Annotated in this window: 10 protein-coding genes and 1 pseudogene; 10 read left to right on the top strand and 1 reads right to left on the bottom strand. The window is 38.3% G+C overall.

Features of this window, described 5'->3' with window-relative positions; genetic code table 11:
* Positions 1–539: 539 nt before the first annotated feature.
* Together I6E69_RS15005 and I6E69_RS15000 are read left to right on the top strand one after the other, a co-directional pair.
* Positions 540–1,838: a porin gene (locus tag I6E69_RS15005; protein ID WP_197121568.1), complete on the top strand. Its 1,299-nt coding sequence runs from the start codon at positions 540–542 to the stop codon at positions 1,836–1,838.
* Between the two features lie 257 nt (positions 1,839–2,095).
* The gene (locus I6E69_RS15000) at positions 2,096–3,022 is read left to right on the top strand and encodes a LysR substrate-binding domain-containing protein (protein WP_039488158.1); all 927 of its coding nucleotides are present in this window, start codon (positions 2,096–2,098) and stop codon (positions 3,020–3,022) included.
* 116 nt (positions 3,023–3,138) lie between these two features.
* Here the strand turns inward: I6E69_RS15000 and I6E69_RS14995 are convergent, their stop codons facing one another.
* On the bottom strand, positions 3,139–4,824 hold the full coding sequence (locus tag I6E69_RS14995; protein WP_197121567.1) for a BCCT family transporter: 1,686 nt from the start codon (positions 4,822–4,824) through the stop codon (positions 3,139–3,141).
* A 372-nt stretch (positions 4,825–5,196) separates the two neighbouring features.
* Between I6E69_RS14995 and I6E69_RS14990 the strand changes: the two genes are divergently transcribed.
* From I6E69_RS14990 to I6E69_RS14960, 8 genes and pseudogenes are all read left to right on the top strand, one after another.
* Positions 5,197–6,387: an aromatic ring-hydroxylating dioxygenase subunit alpha gene (locus I6E69_RS14990; RefSeq protein ID WP_010553492.1), complete on the top strand. Its 1,191-nt coding sequence runs from the start codon at positions 5,197–5,199 to the stop codon at positions 6,385–6,387.
* Positions 6,387–7,811 carry an aldehyde dehydrogenase family protein gene (locus I6E69_RS14985; RefSeq protein WP_197121589.1) on the top strand — a complete coding sequence of 475 codons (1,425 nt, stop codon included), beginning with the start codon at positions 6,387–6,389 and terminating at the stop codon, positions 7,809–7,811. The genes I6E69_RS14990 and I6E69_RS14985 overlap by 1 nt, the downstream gene beginning before the upstream one ends.
* Before the next feature lie 99 nt (positions 7,812–7,910).
* Positions 7,911–8,072 (top strand): annotated as a pseudogene (locus I6E69_RS20705) (rubredoxin); the annotation flags it as partial.
* Complete coding sequence (locus I6E69_RS14980) at positions 8,061–9,323, top strand: FAD-dependent oxidoreductase (RefSeq protein WP_331459129.1); 1,263 nt, start codon at positions 8,061–8,063, stop codon at positions 9,321–9,323. The pseudogene I6E69_RS20705 and the gene I6E69_RS14980, both read left to right, overlap by 12 nt.
* A 3-nt stretch (positions 9,324–9,326) precedes the next feature.
* Positions 9,327–10,649 carry an FAD-binding oxidoreductase gene (locus tag I6E69_RS14975; RefSeq protein WP_039488163.1) on the top strand — a complete coding sequence of 441 codons (1,323 nt, stop codon included), beginning with the start codon at positions 9,327–9,329 and terminating at the stop codon, positions 10,647–10,649.
* Positions 10,646–10,996 carry an ethanolamine utilization protein EutQ gene (locus tag I6E69_RS14970; RefSeq protein WP_010553496.1) on the top strand — a complete coding sequence of 117 codons (351 nt, stop codon included), beginning with the start codon at positions 10,646–10,648 and terminating at the stop codon, positions 10,994–10,996. The genes I6E69_RS14975 and I6E69_RS14970 overlap by 4 nt, the downstream gene beginning before the upstream one ends.
* A gap of 241 nt (positions 10,997–11,237) precedes the next feature.
* The gene (locus tag I6E69_RS14965; RefSeq protein ID WP_010553497.1) at positions 11,238–11,648 is read left to right on the top strand and encodes a hypothetical protein; all 411 of its coding nucleotides are present in this window, start codon (positions 11,238–11,240) and stop codon (positions 11,646–11,648) included.
* 555 nt (positions 11,649–12,203) lie between these two features.
* Positions 12,204–15,317 carry a pilus assembly protein gene (locus tag I6E69_RS14960; protein WP_197121566.1) on the top strand — a complete coding sequence of 1,038 codons (3,114 nt, stop codon included), beginning with the start codon at positions 12,204–12,206 and terminating at the stop codon, positions 15,315–15,317.
* The last annotated feature ends 441 nt before the right edge of the window (positions 15,318–15,758 follow it).

Raw genomic sequence — 15,758 nt, 5'->3', positions numbered from 1 at the left:
TTTATAAAGTGCTTACTAAAGCATAATATAAAATAGCGAGAGTAAAAAAGCCGATGTTGGATTAAACCCCAACATCGGCTTTTTTGTGTTTATAGCATTGATAAAATGCATTACATACATCATCACAATATAAAAGTAACACTCCTCATATAACGCCCAGCATCCCTTGTGTTTTAAATCTGTGCACTTATAGCCTCGCTTAGAATTAATTGATGATTAATTCTCATGGTGACCTATCAAAAAAGTAGTTTGTTTGTTGCTGAAATGTTAAGCAGAATTTGAGAGCTAATTTTAATAAATAATAAATGTGGTTAATAATTATTAGTCATATTTAAAATATCGAAAAATATCTGTTTTTATTAGCATTATTGCTTTTACGCGGTTGGTTTTAACGTGTGATTAGGCTTACTTTTTAATGGAATTATTGTTTTTTTTGTAATTGTATTATTGCCTTTTTACGTGAATACACAGCTAAAAGTAATAAAAAAACGAGTAATGCTACACATAATAAACATCAACACGGCACACAAGGACACACAATGAGAGCTTTTAAACTATCGGCTTTAGCCGTTGCTATGGGGGTTGTTACCTGTAGTGCTAATGCAAGCGATGATCTAGACACAGTTAAACAGCAATTAAGCGAATTACAGCAACAGGTTGAAAATTTACAGCTTAAGCTTGCAAACGCCAATAAAAATGAAATAAATGCTATAAAACGCAATACTGAAAAACTATCAAATAGTGGCGAAGCGCAAGATGTTGTAGCTGAGCAAAAAGCAGGAGGAATAAAAGTAGGTGGGGCTGTTCGTACTAACTACAGTTATACGTCGTACGAGGATGGCAGTAAAAACAGAGGTGGGGATTTTGATTTTGATATTTTTAGGATAAATTTTACAGGCGATATAGGTGGTGTAAAACTAAATGCCGAGATCCGTTTTTTTGATTATATGACCGCAGTTAAATATGCTTATGCAGCATATGATTTTGCTGACATTTGGCAAGTACAAGCCGGTATTACAAAGGTACCATTTGGTAATTGGCCTTATAATTCGCACAGCTATTTTTTTAGTACTAATTACTACATTGGGCTCGAGGATGACCACGATTTAGGGGTGATATTTAAACGTAAAATAGCAGATAATTGGCAGCTTGATTTAGGCTTTTTTAAAAATGATGAGCTAGGTGGCATAGATGGCTATGTTGATAACCGTAGTGATCGTTATTCATATGATGTAGTGGGTTTTAGGGGCGCACAGGAGGGGACATACGCAGAGCTTGATAATCCACTTGCTGAATATAATACATTTTCCGCGCGTTATGGCTATCATATTGAACACGATAAAGGGAAGACTGAGGTTGGCTTTTCTGCTTTAAGTGGTGGATTACATGATGGTGTAGACAGAGCGGGTGATTATTATGCGTGGGCAGTGCATGTGAATAGTAATTTAGGGCCGTGGAATTTACAGTTTCAACATGGCGAATACAATTACGATATAGAAAACGCAAACACCATGGCTGTAGGTGCGTACTCGTTTTATGACAGTATTGCTGCTGAGGCCACTACAACCAATGCAAATATTGCTTACAACTTACCTGTAAAATGGGGGCCTGTAACCGCTTTGCAGTTTTATAATGATTACGGAGTAATTTACGATAAATCTGATAGCAGTGCAGATACTTGGATGAACGTAACAGGGTTTTCAGTTGCTGCCGGTGGATTGTTCACCTATTTTGACTTAGTACACGCTAAAAACCAGCCGTTTGTTGGTGGCTCAATTGCTGGTGACAGCGATGAAACTGAGCGCCGTTTTAATATTAATATTGGTTATTATTTTTAAAAAAGAAGAGCATAAGCTTTGCTTGAAATAAGTTTATGCTCTTATATTACTTTTTATAATCGGTTACAGTGAATTAGTCTATTTGAGATGATAGGTTGCTGGCAATCGACTTGGTAGAAAAACTCAAGCGAACAATGAGTTGACCACAACAATTACCTGCAAATTACTCACCTTAATTTATACCTTATAAACGTGTATGTATTCTCAAATTGGTTGGTCAGTCTTTTCTATTGAGTAGAGACAAAGTAGGAAGCTATATGAAAATTAATCCGTTACCGCCGTTAAATAGTTTAGTGGCATTTGAAGCGTCTGCACGACATTCAAGCTTCACTATTGCTGCAAAAGAGTTAAATGTGACGCAAGGGGCAATTAGCCGTCAAATTCGACAATTAGAAGAGTACTTAGGTAAGGCTATTTTTATTAGAGCAAGCCGAAGTATTCATTTAACACCAACGGGGCTTCAATATTATCAGGCAATCAGCCGCTCTTTAGTTGATATTTCAGATATAACTGGGCAAGTTAAAAAATGGCAAGGTGATAAAAAAATAACTGTAGCAACAACAAATGCCATGGCTTCGTTATGGTTGTTACCTAAAGTCGCCGAGTTTCAAAATTTACACGATGATATTGATTTGCGTATTTTAGCCTCCGATAACGAGGTCGATTTAAACCGCTTGGAGTGTGATCTCGCTTTATTTTACTGCAGAACCCAACCTGCCAATATGAATATAACAACGTTGTTTTGCGAAGAAGTTTTTCCGGTGTGTAGCCCTTCTTATTTAGAAAAAATAGGCAGTCCAACTAAACCGGAAGATATTTTTACTAAAACAATTTTACACCTAGATGAAACACAAATGGGCTGGGTTAACTGGGAAGAGTGGTTTGCGGGTGTTGGACTTGAACAACTTGAGCCAAGAAACCGTATAAACATTAATAACTACCCAATGCTTTTACAAGCTTCAATTAACGGTCAAGGCATTGCATTAGCGTGGGGGTCACTAGTTGATGAATACTTACAAAGTGGAGTATTGATCCGGCCAACAGAACATGTACTTACTACAGGTTCTAAGTTTTCTATGATAGAACCTAATAATCGTGGTCGTATGCCAACAAGCGTTAAGCACTTTAGAGAATGGTTGTTACAGCAAATTCCAGATGAGGTAGGTGAACGAGGACTCGTTTAATTACCCTCGGTTTTGAGGTTAGAATTTGGCGTGTAGATTCTGATATTTAATAGTATGAATGCGCTGCCTAAGGAGCAAACCTAAGAGCAGCGCGTATTTAGTGCTTATTTAGTAGCTTAGTTGATTGTATTAGTATGCTTTATTGGTTCGTCGAGTTGATCTTTACCTGGGCGAACATGTTGTGGAAGCATTGCCCAAGGTTTTGGCTCACGTCGAATACTATAAAATAGCGTTACACCCATCATTAAAATAAAAATCGAGATAGGAAAACCAATAATAATGGAGGCAAATTTAATTGCTTGTAATCCACCTGCATAAATTAATACCCATGAAATCACCGCAATTGCAACTCCCCATAAGACACGTATAGATTTAGGTGGTTCTGTATCGCCTGCGGCATCAAGTATGCACAGGACTAACGTTCCTGAATCTGCAGAGGTGATAAAGTAAGTTGCGAGCAATATACACGCTAGAATACTGAGTATCGTCCCTAATAAACCTTCATCTAAGTTATTAAATAATGTAAACAGTGCGCGCGTGCTGTCTTCTTTTGTGGCCTTAAGGACTGTTCCACCTATAAATACATCTTGCTTAATTACTTGCTCTGAATTGCTTACTTGAGCTGCAACGTTATTTTTTTCAAAGGCGTTTCGCTCGTCTTGCTCTATTTTTAATGCACTGCCACCAAACACAGATAACCAAATAAATGCAATGGCTGTCGGTGCTATCAGTGCACCGCCTATAAGTTCACGAATTGTGCGACCTTTAGATATACGCGCAATAAACATGCCTACAAAAGGCGCCCAGGTCATCCACCATGGCCAGTAAAAGCTAGTCCACGAATTTTGCCAATTGGTGTCTTTTTGTGTGTCGGTCCATAATCCCATTTGCACAATATTTTGAAGGTAGTTACCAGTGCTTTCGAAAAAAATATTAAAGATGTATCGAGTAGGTCCAATTGCTAAAACAATTAATACTAATAATAGAGAAAGCAGCATATTCCATTGAGATAATAAACGAATACCTCGGCCAACCCCTGAAAGCACTGATCCAACAGCGATGGTACATAAAGTAACAATTAAAATAGTTTGTGTTGTTAGGCTTATATCAATACCAAAAGTTTGTTGTAATCCGGAGTTTATTTGTATAACACCGAGGCTTAAAGTTTGGGCTATACCAAAGGCAGTTACAGCAACGGTAATGATATCGGCAATATGACCAATTGGGCCGTAAATACGTTCCCCTACGATAGGATATAAAATAGATCTAAAAGTGAATGGTAGGCCTTTACGATAAGAAAAATAAGAGAGGGCTAGTGCGACAATAACAAAAAGTGACCATGGATGAAGACCCCAGTGATAAAAAGTTAGCTGCATCGACATTGAGGCTGATTCGTCGGTCAACCCTTCGGTAAATGGATTATCTGCGTAATGCCACATAGGCTCTGCGACTGACCAAAAAACTAAACCTATTCCCATCCCGCCTGAAAACAACATTGAAATCCAAGCCCAAAAGCTAAATTCGGGCTTGTCGTTGTCGTTTTCGCTTAATCTAATATGGCCATAACGGCTAACCATAAGATAAATCAAAAAGGCGACCACGAGCGAAACTAAGCCAATAGAAAACCACTTCATATTATAAAGTAAGAAAGTAGCGAGAGTTTCAAAGTAGTGACCTGCTTTATTAGCGAGTATCACAATAAATAAAATAAAGGCGATTAAAATTACTTTGGAAGCAATGGTAACCGTGGGGTTGAGTCCTTTAAAAATTCCGGACTTAGCTCTTATTGTTGAGTGTGTCATGTGTTGTCCTGTGAGTGTGTATTTTTTATTGCTTTTTGTTAAACAGTGTTTAAAAACTAGAAAAATTACTTCCTCATTACAAATTATAAATTCTCATCAATCCATGAGCTTTAGTTATGCCTGTAATTTAGTGCTATTACTCTAAAGCTTTGTCGAAAGTTAAGTTTAATAATTATGCATGATAAAAACTCATCGATAGGTGGCGCAAAAATCGTTTGTTTAGTGCACTGTTGTTAATCAAAATCAAGTCAGTTGATAACAAAATGTAGTTATGGCCTGAGAGTTTAATTTAAATAAAAACGCTTAATTTGTTTTTCTTAAATTAAAAGTTAGGACTTATCTTTCATCACACACACCGTTTGGAGAAATAGCATGAGCAATGTAAAACAAAAAATAATCCCTATTCAGCAGATTGATCGTGTACTTAATCCTATTCATGAGGCTACAGGGATGCCTAATGAGGCTTATACCAATCCAGAGTATTTTAAATTTGAACGCGATCAGGTTTTTGGCAGCACATGGGTCTGTGTTGGTTTCGCTTCTGATTTGACAAAAAATGGTTACGTAAAGCCAATTAACTTTATGGATTTACCACTTTTACTAATGAAAAACCGCCAAGGCGATGTGCAGGTTTTTCATAATGTATGTAGTCACCGAGGCATGAAGCTGATTCATGAAGAGGGTGAAGTACAAGGCATGATCCGCTGCCCTTATCATTCTTGGACATACGATCTGGACGGTAACTTAAAGGGGACTCCTCATATTGGTGGTATTGCAAAGCATAAAGACGAGCGCTTTAAGTGTGAAAATCATGGGTTAAAAGCACTGCGCTCAGCCATTTGGATGGATATGGTTTTTGTTAACTTGTCGGGCGATGCTGCAAGTTTTGAAGAGCACATTGCACCGCTTGAAAAACGTTGGGAACAATTTATTGGTAATGACGGTTTAGATTTATTGCGTCGCGTAAATATGAGCGGACACATTGAAATAGAAGTAAATAGTAACTGGAAACTAACAATAGAAAACTTTTGTGAAGCCTACCACTTACCTTGGATACACCCCGCTTTAAATAGTTACTCTAAGTTAGAAGATCATTATAACATTATGTTTAATGAGCATTTCTCTGGTCAGGGTAGCTTAGCGTATAACCTTTCTGATACCGCCGGTACACACTTACCTAAATTCCCTAACTGGCCTGAGGACAAGTTACGTCAAGCCGAATATATTGCGCTATTTCCTAATGTTTTAATTGGCATTCAAGCCGACCATGCATTTGCGATGATGATTGACCCGGTAAATACCGATAAAACAGTTGAGCGATTACGCATTTTTTATGTGGGTGACGAGGCAATGAAAGATGAATATGCGGCATGTAGAACGTCGACCGTTGAGTCTTGGCGCGTGGTATTTAGCGAAGACATTATTGCGGTTGAAGGCATGCAGCAAGGACGTTACTCTCCTGGATTTGGTGGTGGTGCTTTTTCTCCGGAAATGGACAAGCCAACTCACTTTTTTCAAACATGGTTAGCAAAACAAGTTAAATCGGCGACGGAGCAAGAGTGATGGCACATTACCTTAATTATATAGGCGGTCAATGGCTTAATGCTGATACCCATATAGATGTAATTAATCCTGCATCTGGGCAGTTATACGCAACAATTGCCAGTGCGACGATTAACGATGCAGATAAAGCGATGGCAGCGGCTAGACAATGCGTTAATAGCGGCGAGTTAAACGATATACGCCCTGCGATGCGCACACACTGGATGCTCAATGCGGCGCAAGCAATAAGAGATATTGCTGATGAAGGGGCGCTCGAGCTATGTCGCGAAAATGGTAAATCTTTGCAAGATGCTAAAGACGAATTTTTAGAATCGGCTCGCTATTTTGAATACTACGCAGGTATGGCGGATAAACTCGAAGGTACCTCTATTCCGCTTGGTAAAGACTACATTGATTTTACTCAATATGTGCCTATGGGTGTATCGGTTCAAATAGTGCCTTGGAATTTTCCAGTGTCTATTTGTGCACGCTCTTTAGCCCCGGCGCTTGCTGCAGGTAATGCCGTAGTTATTAAATCCCCTGAAATATCACCAGTAGGCATGGTGTATTTAATTAGGGCACTTGAAAACTGTGGTTTTCCTAAGGGATCAATAAACTTACTTTGCGGAAAAGGCTCAGTTATAGGTAACCATTTAGTTGAACACGCTGAAGTAAATCAAATTGTTTTTACGGGTTCAGTGCCTACAGGGCAGCATATTCTTAAAGCATCTGCTGCGAGAGCAACACCTTCAGTAATGGAATTAGGCGGTAAATCTGCCGCTATTGTTTTACATGATGCTGACTTACAAAACGTTGTAAGTAGTGTACGCAGCGGGATATTTTTTAATGCTGGACAAGTTTGCTCTGCTATGTCGCGTTTATTAGTACATAAAAGCCGTTATACAGAAGTGAAAGACGCAGTGGTAAAAATGGCTGAAAGCTTATTGATTGGCTCTGGCGAAGAGCAAGCTGATTTAACGCCTGTTGTCTCAAAAGCGCAGCAAATCAGTGTTATGGCAATGATCGAGCAAGCTAAAAAAGAAGGCGCAAAAATCATCACCGGTGGCTATATACCTGATATGCCTGGCTACTTTGTAGCACCAACCATAATTGAAGCAACGCCAGAAATGACAATAGCGCAAGAAGAAGTATTTGGCCCTGTACTTGTTGTTATGCCGTTTGATACAGACACTGAAGCTGTTGCTATTGCTAATGGAACCGACTTTGGTTTAGTTGCGGGTGTGTTTGGTGAGGGCTTAAACCATGTATTTAATGTTGCTCAGCAACTTAGAGGTGGCCAAGTGTTTGTTAATGAATGGTTTGCCGGTGGTATTGAAACCCCTTTTGGTGGTGTGGGCTTGTCTGGCTTTGGGCGAGAAAAAGGCCAAGAAGCAATTTATAGCTATGTTCAAACCCGCAATATTGCGATTCGTTTGCAACATTAAAACAATATTTAGGCTTGTTACTCGCATTCGCTTCTTATTTTTTTATTCAATACAGTGAATGCAACAAGTGTTTTAAATAAAGTCAGTAGGATGAGAGATATGAAAAAATGGCTCTGTATTATTTGTGGTCTTATTTACGATGAGGCTCAAGGCTGGCCAGCTGATGGCATTTTACCAGGCACTCGTTGGGAAGATGTACCAGAAGATTGGGTTTGCCCAGATTGTTTAGTAGGTAAAGCTGATTTTGAAATGATGGAGATCACACAAGACGACGTTCAAGTAGCGAGTCATGTGGAGCTAATCGAGCAGGCTCAACCTATTGCAGCACAAGACCTAAAATCAGACATTACTTTAAAACCGATTGTTATTATTGGCAGTGGGCATAGTGGTTATCAAGTAGCGGCAGCACTTCGTAAGCAATCTTCAACGGTCCCTATTACTGTTATTACTGCTGATAACGGCGCGCTTTATAGTAAACCGGCACTATCTAATTCATTTGCATTAGGTAAAAGTTGTGACGATTTACAAAATGAAAGTGCGTTAGAGTGGGAGCAAAGGCTTAATATTCGTGTCTACCCTCATACTCGAGTAGAAAAGATTGATAGGAATAAGCAGACCCTAAATACTAATATTGGCAGCTATGAATATAGCAAGTTAGTACTAGCCACTGGTGCTTCTGCTATTAAAATCCCGATTGCTGGCGATTGTAGTAATGTATTAAGTATTAATGATTTAACAGACTATCGCTGTTTTAAAAATGAGCTTACAGGAAAAAAACGCATCGCTATTCTAGGTGATGGTTTAATTGGCTGTGAATTTGCCAACGATTTGAGTGCAAGTGGTTATGACGTGAGTGTGATTGGTTTAGGTAAATGGCCAATTGAGCGCTTAATTCCACAAATATTAGGAGAGCGTTTAAAGAAATCATTGACCGATATTGGGGTTTCTTGGTTTTTAGAAGACAGTATTTCTCATATTGACGCTGAGCCTGATGGAAGTTCTCAATTACATTTACAAAGTGGAAAAGTAATTGAAGCTGATTTAGTTATATCGGCCGTTGGCTTAAAAGCAAATACAGCATTAGCAGAGCAAGCTGGCCTTGAAGTTGGCCGAGGTATAAAGGTTAACGACTATGGTCAAACAAGTGATGAAACTATTTTTTCATTGGGTGATTGCGCCGAAACAAGTCAAGGCTGGCAGCCATTTATAGCGCCAATTAATCAGCTTGTGCCTTCATTGGTTTCTTGTTTATTAGGCGACTTGACCAAAGCTATTTTTACATGTTCACCAGTGATAGTGAAAACTCCAATCATGCCTTTATCTATTTATCCTGCGGCAGTAGGGGCACTTGGTGAGTGGCAAATAGAGCAGATTGAAGATGGTTTAACTGCTCGGTTTTATTCTGTTGATGGTTTATTACTAGGTTTTGCCCTTTTGGGTAAACAAGCTCAGATAAATAGAAGCCACTTACTTGAGCAGCTTAATACAAAACAGCTTACTGTAGCGGAGTAATAAATGATTCATTTACCAAACGATGATGCTACATGTGGTTGGTATCATGCAATAACTAAAACACCAGAAAAACCTAGACTAACAGGTGAACAAACTGCCGATTACGTTGTACTAGGTGGCGGGTTCGCTGGACTTGCAATGGCTAGGCGACTAGCTTTGCATGCGCCTAATGCACGTATTATATTGATTGATGCGCAGCGTATTGGGCAAGGAGCATCGGGTCGAAACTCAGGCTTTGTAATTGATCTACCGCATAAATTTTCATTAGAGCATCCAGATCCTGCGCATAAGCAAAAGCTACTTAAGCTTAATCGCTCAGCGATAGATCAGCTTTCGAGTTTAGTGTCGAAATATAAGATTGATTGCCAATGGTCTGCAGCTGGTAAATATCAAGGTGCAGTCGGTGAGCGTGGTGAAGCTTACTTAGATCATTTTGAACACTTAATGAAAGATTTAGGTGAGCCTTACCAACATATAAATGGAGATGATCTTTCTAAAGTATTGGGTACAAACTATTACAGTCGCGCTATTTACACACCTGGTGGTTATTTAGTGCAGCCTGCGGCTTTAGCATGCGGGTTAGGAGATAACCTTCCTGATAATGTTGAGGTATTAGAAAACTCGCCAATAAATAACTTATCTAAAGAGCATGGGAAGTGGCTACTGCACTCTAAGCATGGTGTAGTTAAAACACCTAAGTTACTGCTTGGTACTAGTATATTTACGCGAGAGTTTGGCTTTTTAAAAAATCGATTATTACCTGTCATGACTTTTGCTAGTTGGACCAGGCCTTTAAACGATGATGAAATGAAAGCGTATACAGGGTTGTTAGATTGGGGCTTAACACCCGCAGATCATGCTGGCACAACGATAAGAATGACAGCAGATCGCCGCATATTAATTCGTAATACTTACAAGCATGTCGATAAATACGGTGCTAGTTCCACTGTAAATGAAAATGTGCGTAAACAGATTCAGGATGATCACCGTAAAGTGTTTTTAGCACGTTATCCTCAGTTAATTGACGTTCCTTTTACCCATTCGTGGGGAGGTACTTATGCAATTTCTCGTAATTTTACCAACTTTTTTGGCGAATTAGATGATGGCGTATATGCCAGTGCATGTGATAACGGTGTAGGCATTGCGTGGGGGACAGTATCAGGAACATTATTAGCAGATTTAGTGATGGGCGAACAATCAGAATCCCTCGACGATATTCAACACGTTACAGGTATGCCCAGCCTTAATCCTCCAGAGCCGTTTTTAGGTATTGGTGTTAAAAGCCGAATTAGTTTAGCTAAATGGTTAAGCCGGAGCGAAATATGAAACAAGTTAAATTAGTAGACAGCAAAAATCTAGATTTTAATGTTAGAGGGGAGACCCTTGGTATGGCTTATGTTGCACGTGCTTTAAGCACAGAAATATCACCTCACATTGGAGTGGGTTTTGCTAAGTGGGAAGGGGCGAAAGTTGCTTGGACCGTTTTATACGATGAAGTTATTTTTGTAATTGAAGGGTGCTTTGAGCTAACTGCAAATGGAGAAACGCATTTGGTTCATCCGGGTCAAATGTTATGGATACCTGAGAATACAGAATTGGTATACGGCGGGCATGCGTTATTTGGCTATGTGGTACACCCAGGTAATTGGAAAGAAATACATGGAATAGTTTAATTTTTAAATCTACACATAGTTCCTGAGCCCTTAGTGCAACCAAACTAAGGGCTTTTTTAGTATATTAGAAGAACTCAATTTTTGTAATTTAGGTAAATTTAAAACCAAATATTAGACTAAAGTCTATAGGTTAGATTTATTCACTTATTAGGTTTGTTTTTATCGTTTGTCGGTTTTGTGTTAATTCTCTAAAGTTTAGTTGTCGGCAACAAGTACGACTTAACTAATTAGGAATATAATCATGAAATTTACACTTTTAAAAACCATCGCTCTTGGCTCATTATTAACTTGCTCAGCTGCTGCAATGGCTAATCAAGGTGATTATAAATTAATGGTTATTGAAGACTCTGTAACTGCAGCACCTGCATTTGAAAAATCGTTTAATAGCTGTGCTTTAACTGTTGAATCAAAAAACTACGAAGAAGCAGAAGCTATTTGTACACAAGCAATTGCTTTACTTAAGCAAAGCCATGGTCCGCGTTTAAAAGTACGCGAACTTACATCGTTTGCATTAAGTAACCGTGGTGTAGCACGTATTAAGGCTCAAAAAGACACTGCGGGTATTTCTGATTTATATGAAGCGGTTCAAATTTCTAAAAACTCACTTGTAACACATAACTTAACTCGCGCTAAAAAAGAGTTATCTTTATAAGAATGATTACATAAAGCGCTTATAATTTAGCGAGAGTATAAAAGCCCATATTAGGTAGCACCTAATATGGGCTTTTTTTATGTTTGAATAACCGTAGTTACCTATTAAATACACTCTTTCAAATAAAGCAGCTTTACTGAATAATAGTGTTTTTAAAGGTGATTTTTAGAGCCTTACGTTACTAATTTATATTGGTAAGTACTTGTTACCTAAAACATAGATCTATAAATATAGAAACATAGGTAAAAATATAGTTTTTTAGCATGATTCAACTGTGCAGTAAAACGGGATTGTTTTATTTAAGCTGTTGTTTTTAATTGATAATAAAACCTAATGTCTTTGACTTTAGTCTGTTTTTATTTAAAAATCGAAGTAATATATATTTTATAGCATTGACGCCACGTGGATGCTAATCACTGTTTTGTGATGAATAGCTAGATATGACTTTCGTTTTATTTTTAGTCCCACCTCAATATTACTAAAAATTAAACAGGGAATAGAGTAGTTATTAACTTGCGCAATAAAAATAAAAAGCGCAAATAAAGGGATTTAAAAATGCAATTTAAACTAAAAAAAATAGCTGCCTTGTTATTCGGGGTAGGTATTAGCGTTTCTGTATTTGCCGAAGATATAGAACTATACGTAAACCATAATGTTGAAACCGACGAAAACCCTCGTGTACTTATTATTTTTGATACTTCAGGAAGTATGAAGACTAAGTTGCCTAATGGTGGACCTAGAAAAATCGATGCTGGTATAAGCGCGATGACCCAATTAGTAAATGATAACAGCTCGATTGATTTTGGGTTAATGCGTTTCAATTATTACTCTGGTGGGTATGTAATGGCTGGTTTAGGGGCTGAGCACTCCTCTGTAAAAACTCAAATACAAAATTTGCCAGCTAATGGTAATACGCCCGTTACAGAAACTTTATGGGAAGCTTACTTATACTTAACAGGTCAAAAAGTTCATTATGGGTATAGCTCAACTATTTATAACCGCGATTACAAGCGTGACTTAAGTGCTGAAACTGCCACTTCTTATAGCCAGAGTAATTCTTCTTATATCTCTCCTTTTAAACAAGTAATAGGTTCTGATGAGCGTTGTGATAACTCTATTAATTTGATTTTAATGACAGATGGCGACCCAGTGAGTGATAACGAAAGCGATAGTTCTATAAAGACTCTATACAAATCTACTTTTGACTCAAACCCATCTAAAACAAGTGGTAGTTATTTGGCTGCTTTAGCTCAAATAATACATGGCACAAGAGATGTTGAAGTTGACTTGTACGATACTACGCCAGAGATTGCTGATACCGGACGCGTTTTTACTATCGGTTTTGGTAGTGGCATGAGCACAAATGGTAAAAAGCTATTAGAAAAAACCGCTTTATTGGGCGGCGGCGAGTACTTACATGCCGATACATCGACTGAACTTTCTGAAGCGCTTAATAATACAATATCGAAAATACGCGAAGTTAACGATAGTTTTTCATCTCCTACGGTAGCAAGTAATAATGTTGACCAAACACGTAGCCGAGAGTCAATTTACTTTGCGATGTTTTACCCAGAAACAGGCGCACGTTGGAGCGGGAATTTAAAAAAGCTAAAAGTATCAGGCGCAAACATAGTCGATTCAACTGATAAAATAGCCCTTGATGAAAATGGGTTAATTGATGAGAAAGCGCGAACTTTTTGGCTGCCAACTAATAAGCCTGCAGATGGGAATTTAGTAGCCCAGGGTGGCGTAAATTTACTTTTATCAACTTTAGACCCTGATAGCCGTAAAATCTACATAGATAAAACGGGCAGTATTATTGATTTTACTTTTGATAAAGTACAAACCATTTTAAATTTAGCGACAGGTACAGTTACCGATCTTGCCCCTGATTTGATTCCTAATATCGGGCTAACTTTACAAGAGAGTGATATTAGCTGGGCACGAGGGGTTGATGTTGATAATGAAGATGGTGATGACTCATCAGTAGATCAGCGAATCAATATTTTTGGCGACCCTTTGCATTCAAAGCCGGTATCAATAGATTACGGCGATGGAAGTATTCACATACTTGTTGGTACTAATGCCGGATTTTTACATATGTTTGAAGACAAAGGCGATACTGTTGAAGAAAAGTGGGCTTTTACACCTGCTGCCTTATTAAAAAACATTCCTGCTTTGCGTAGTAATCTTGCAAATACAAAAGTGTATGGCATGGATGGGCCTATAAGTGTGTTCTTTAATAATAAAGGCTCAAATAGCGAAGGGTTAAACGATGGTGTTATTAGAGCAAGTGATGGTGATGAAGTGTGGGCATTTGCAGGTATGCGCAGAGGCGGTAAAAATTACTACGCGCTTGATATAAGTGACCCAAAAAAACCTAAAAAATTATGGAATAAGCCTATTGTTGGTGGCTCAGAAGAATTTAAATATTTAGCGCAAACATGGTCTAAACCTCAAATTGCATACATTAAAGCCTTTGGTGAGGATCCATTGCTAATATTTGGCGCAGGATACGATACAAACAAAGATAATGCGATTAGAACAACAGATGAAACCGGGCTAGGTATCTACATTGTTAATGCTAAAACTGGCGAAAAGGTATGGGCGCTGACTCCAGATGAACATGGTTTTACCGGAGAGCACAGTATTGCAGCGGATGTAACTACGCTTGACTCAGATTACGACGGGTATATCGACCGAATTTATGCAACCGATACAGGTGGTAATATTTGGCGAGTAGATATTCCTAGTGAAGATGAAGGTGATATTACCCATTTTAAACTTGCGGAGCTTGGCAGTACATTAGCGTCGCAAGACAGACGTTTTTTTTACAAACCATTAGTTGCTAGAACGCTGTTTAGTAAAGTCACTAAAACCAATTATGGTGGTGAAATGATCACCACCCGTTTAGATACACCGTACGACGCAATAGTTATAGGTAGCGGAAATCGTTCAAACCCACTTGCTACTAATGAGCAAGATCAGCTCTATATGATCCGTGATGAAAACACCCTAACAAAAATATTTACTGAATTTCCAGCCCCAATAGTGCCAGATGATTTAATGAAAATGAATGAAGACCCATTTGGTAACGCACTTGATGACGTAGATAAATTTGTTAATCTTGAAGTTAAGTTAGCCGAATTTAAAGGGTGGCGATACGAATTAGGGACGGGCGAAAAGTCCCTTGCTGCAGCAACGGTCGTTGGTGGGGTTGCGTACTTTACTTCCTTTACGCCTGCATCTTCATCATCAACGCAAAACCAATGTTCGTTAACGGGTGGCGGTGGTTCGCTTTATGCCTTTCATTTGCATTACGGAACGAAGGTTTACGACGATGTGAAATTTGCAACAAGTAATGATGTACCAGATACACCGAAACTATTTTTTGGGGAAGGCCCGTCGTGTGCAGATAATGATGCGGATGGTAAGTGCGATTGGGATGATGCAACGGATGTAACGCAAGTTAGTCAGTTTTATTTAATAGGCCCTGGGGTTAAAGGTTCTGATAAGCCGATAAAAGCTATTGAAATACTTGGGCCAAATTTAAATGTTGAAGGTGGAAAAGTTAAGCTAGTAAATGGCGCTGAACCAATTGGTTTTGGCTTTAAAACCCAACAAACATATATTTATAAACGCGAAGAAAACGATACTCAGGCACTTTAAAAAACACAATGCAATAAACATAAGCCACCTTAGTTAGGTGGCTTTTCAATTTTAAGAGCGAATCAAAAATGCTAACGGTTTGCTTATATAATTGGTTAAGAGTTTTCGAAGGGCTCTAAACCAACCCATGTATAATACACATTCATTTACAAAATACTGCCTATCACTCAAGCCCTTTAGATTGGGTGCCTGTAGTCCATATTGGTTAATAATAGCTGGCATTTGTTATATTTAATTAACAAATGTAAGAGCTAAATATAACATGCTGTGTCACTATATAGGTACAGGGCATGTTAACTTGTTGCCATCCCCCCATAAAAATTCAATAAATTTCTGTTGTTTAAATTTATACCAACCTACATAAATCTTTGAGTAACTTAACAAATTAAATTGCACTATAACGTCGTTAAAATTTTATTTAGAACAACTAGATACAAAAAT

The organism is Pseudoalteromonas sp. NZS100 (assembly GCF_015864815.1).
Classification (GTDB): domain Bacteria; phylum Pseudomonadota; class Gammaproteobacteria; order Enterobacterales; family Alteromonadaceae; genus Pseudoalteromonas; species Pseudoalteromonas distincta.
Note: the sequence above shows the minus strand (reverse complement) of the source record. Positions and strands in the feature narration are given on the sequence as shown.

Bases quoted from the DNA above. Each gene is read 5' to 3' on its own strand.
- I6E69_RS14985 (WP_197121589.1), top strand. From the start codon at position 6,387: ATGGCACATTACCTTAATTATATAGGCGGTCAATGGCTTAATGCTGAT.
- I6E69_RS14965 (WP_010553497.1), top strand. From the start codon at position 11,238: ATGAAATTTACACTTTTAAAAACCATCGCTCTTGGCTCATTATTAACT.
- I6E69_RS14960 (WP_197121566.1), top strand. From the start codon at position 12,204: ATGCAATTTAAACTAAAAAAAATAGCTGCCTTGTTATTCGGGGTAGGT.
- I6E69_RS15000 (WP_039488158.1), top strand. From the start codon at position 2,096: ATGAAAATTAATCCGTTACCGCCGTTAAATAGTTTAGTGGCATTTGAA.
- I6E69_RS15005 (WP_197121568.1), top strand. From the start codon at position 540: ATGAGAGCTTTTAAACTATCGGCTTTAGCCGTTGCTATGGGGGTTGTT.
- I6E69_RS14975 (WP_039488163.1), top strand. From the start codon at position 9,327: ATGATTCATTTACCAAACGATGATGCTACATGTGGTTGGTATCATGCA.
- I6E69_RS14995 (WP_197121567.1), bottom strand. From the start codon at position 4,824: ATGACACACTCAACAATAAGAGCTAAGTCCGGAATTTTTAAAGGACTC.
- I6E69_RS14990 (WP_010553492.1), top strand. From the start codon at position 5,197: ATGAGCAATGTAAAACAAAAAATAATCCCTATTCAGCAGATTGATCGT.
- I6E69_RS14980 (WP_331459129.1), top strand. From the start codon at position 8,061: ATGATGGAGATCACACAAGACGACGTTCAAGTAGCGAGTCATGTGGAG.
- I6E69_RS14970 (WP_010553496.1), top strand. From the start codon at position 10,646: ATGAAACAAGTTAAATTAGTAGACAGCAAAAATCTAGATTTTAATGTT.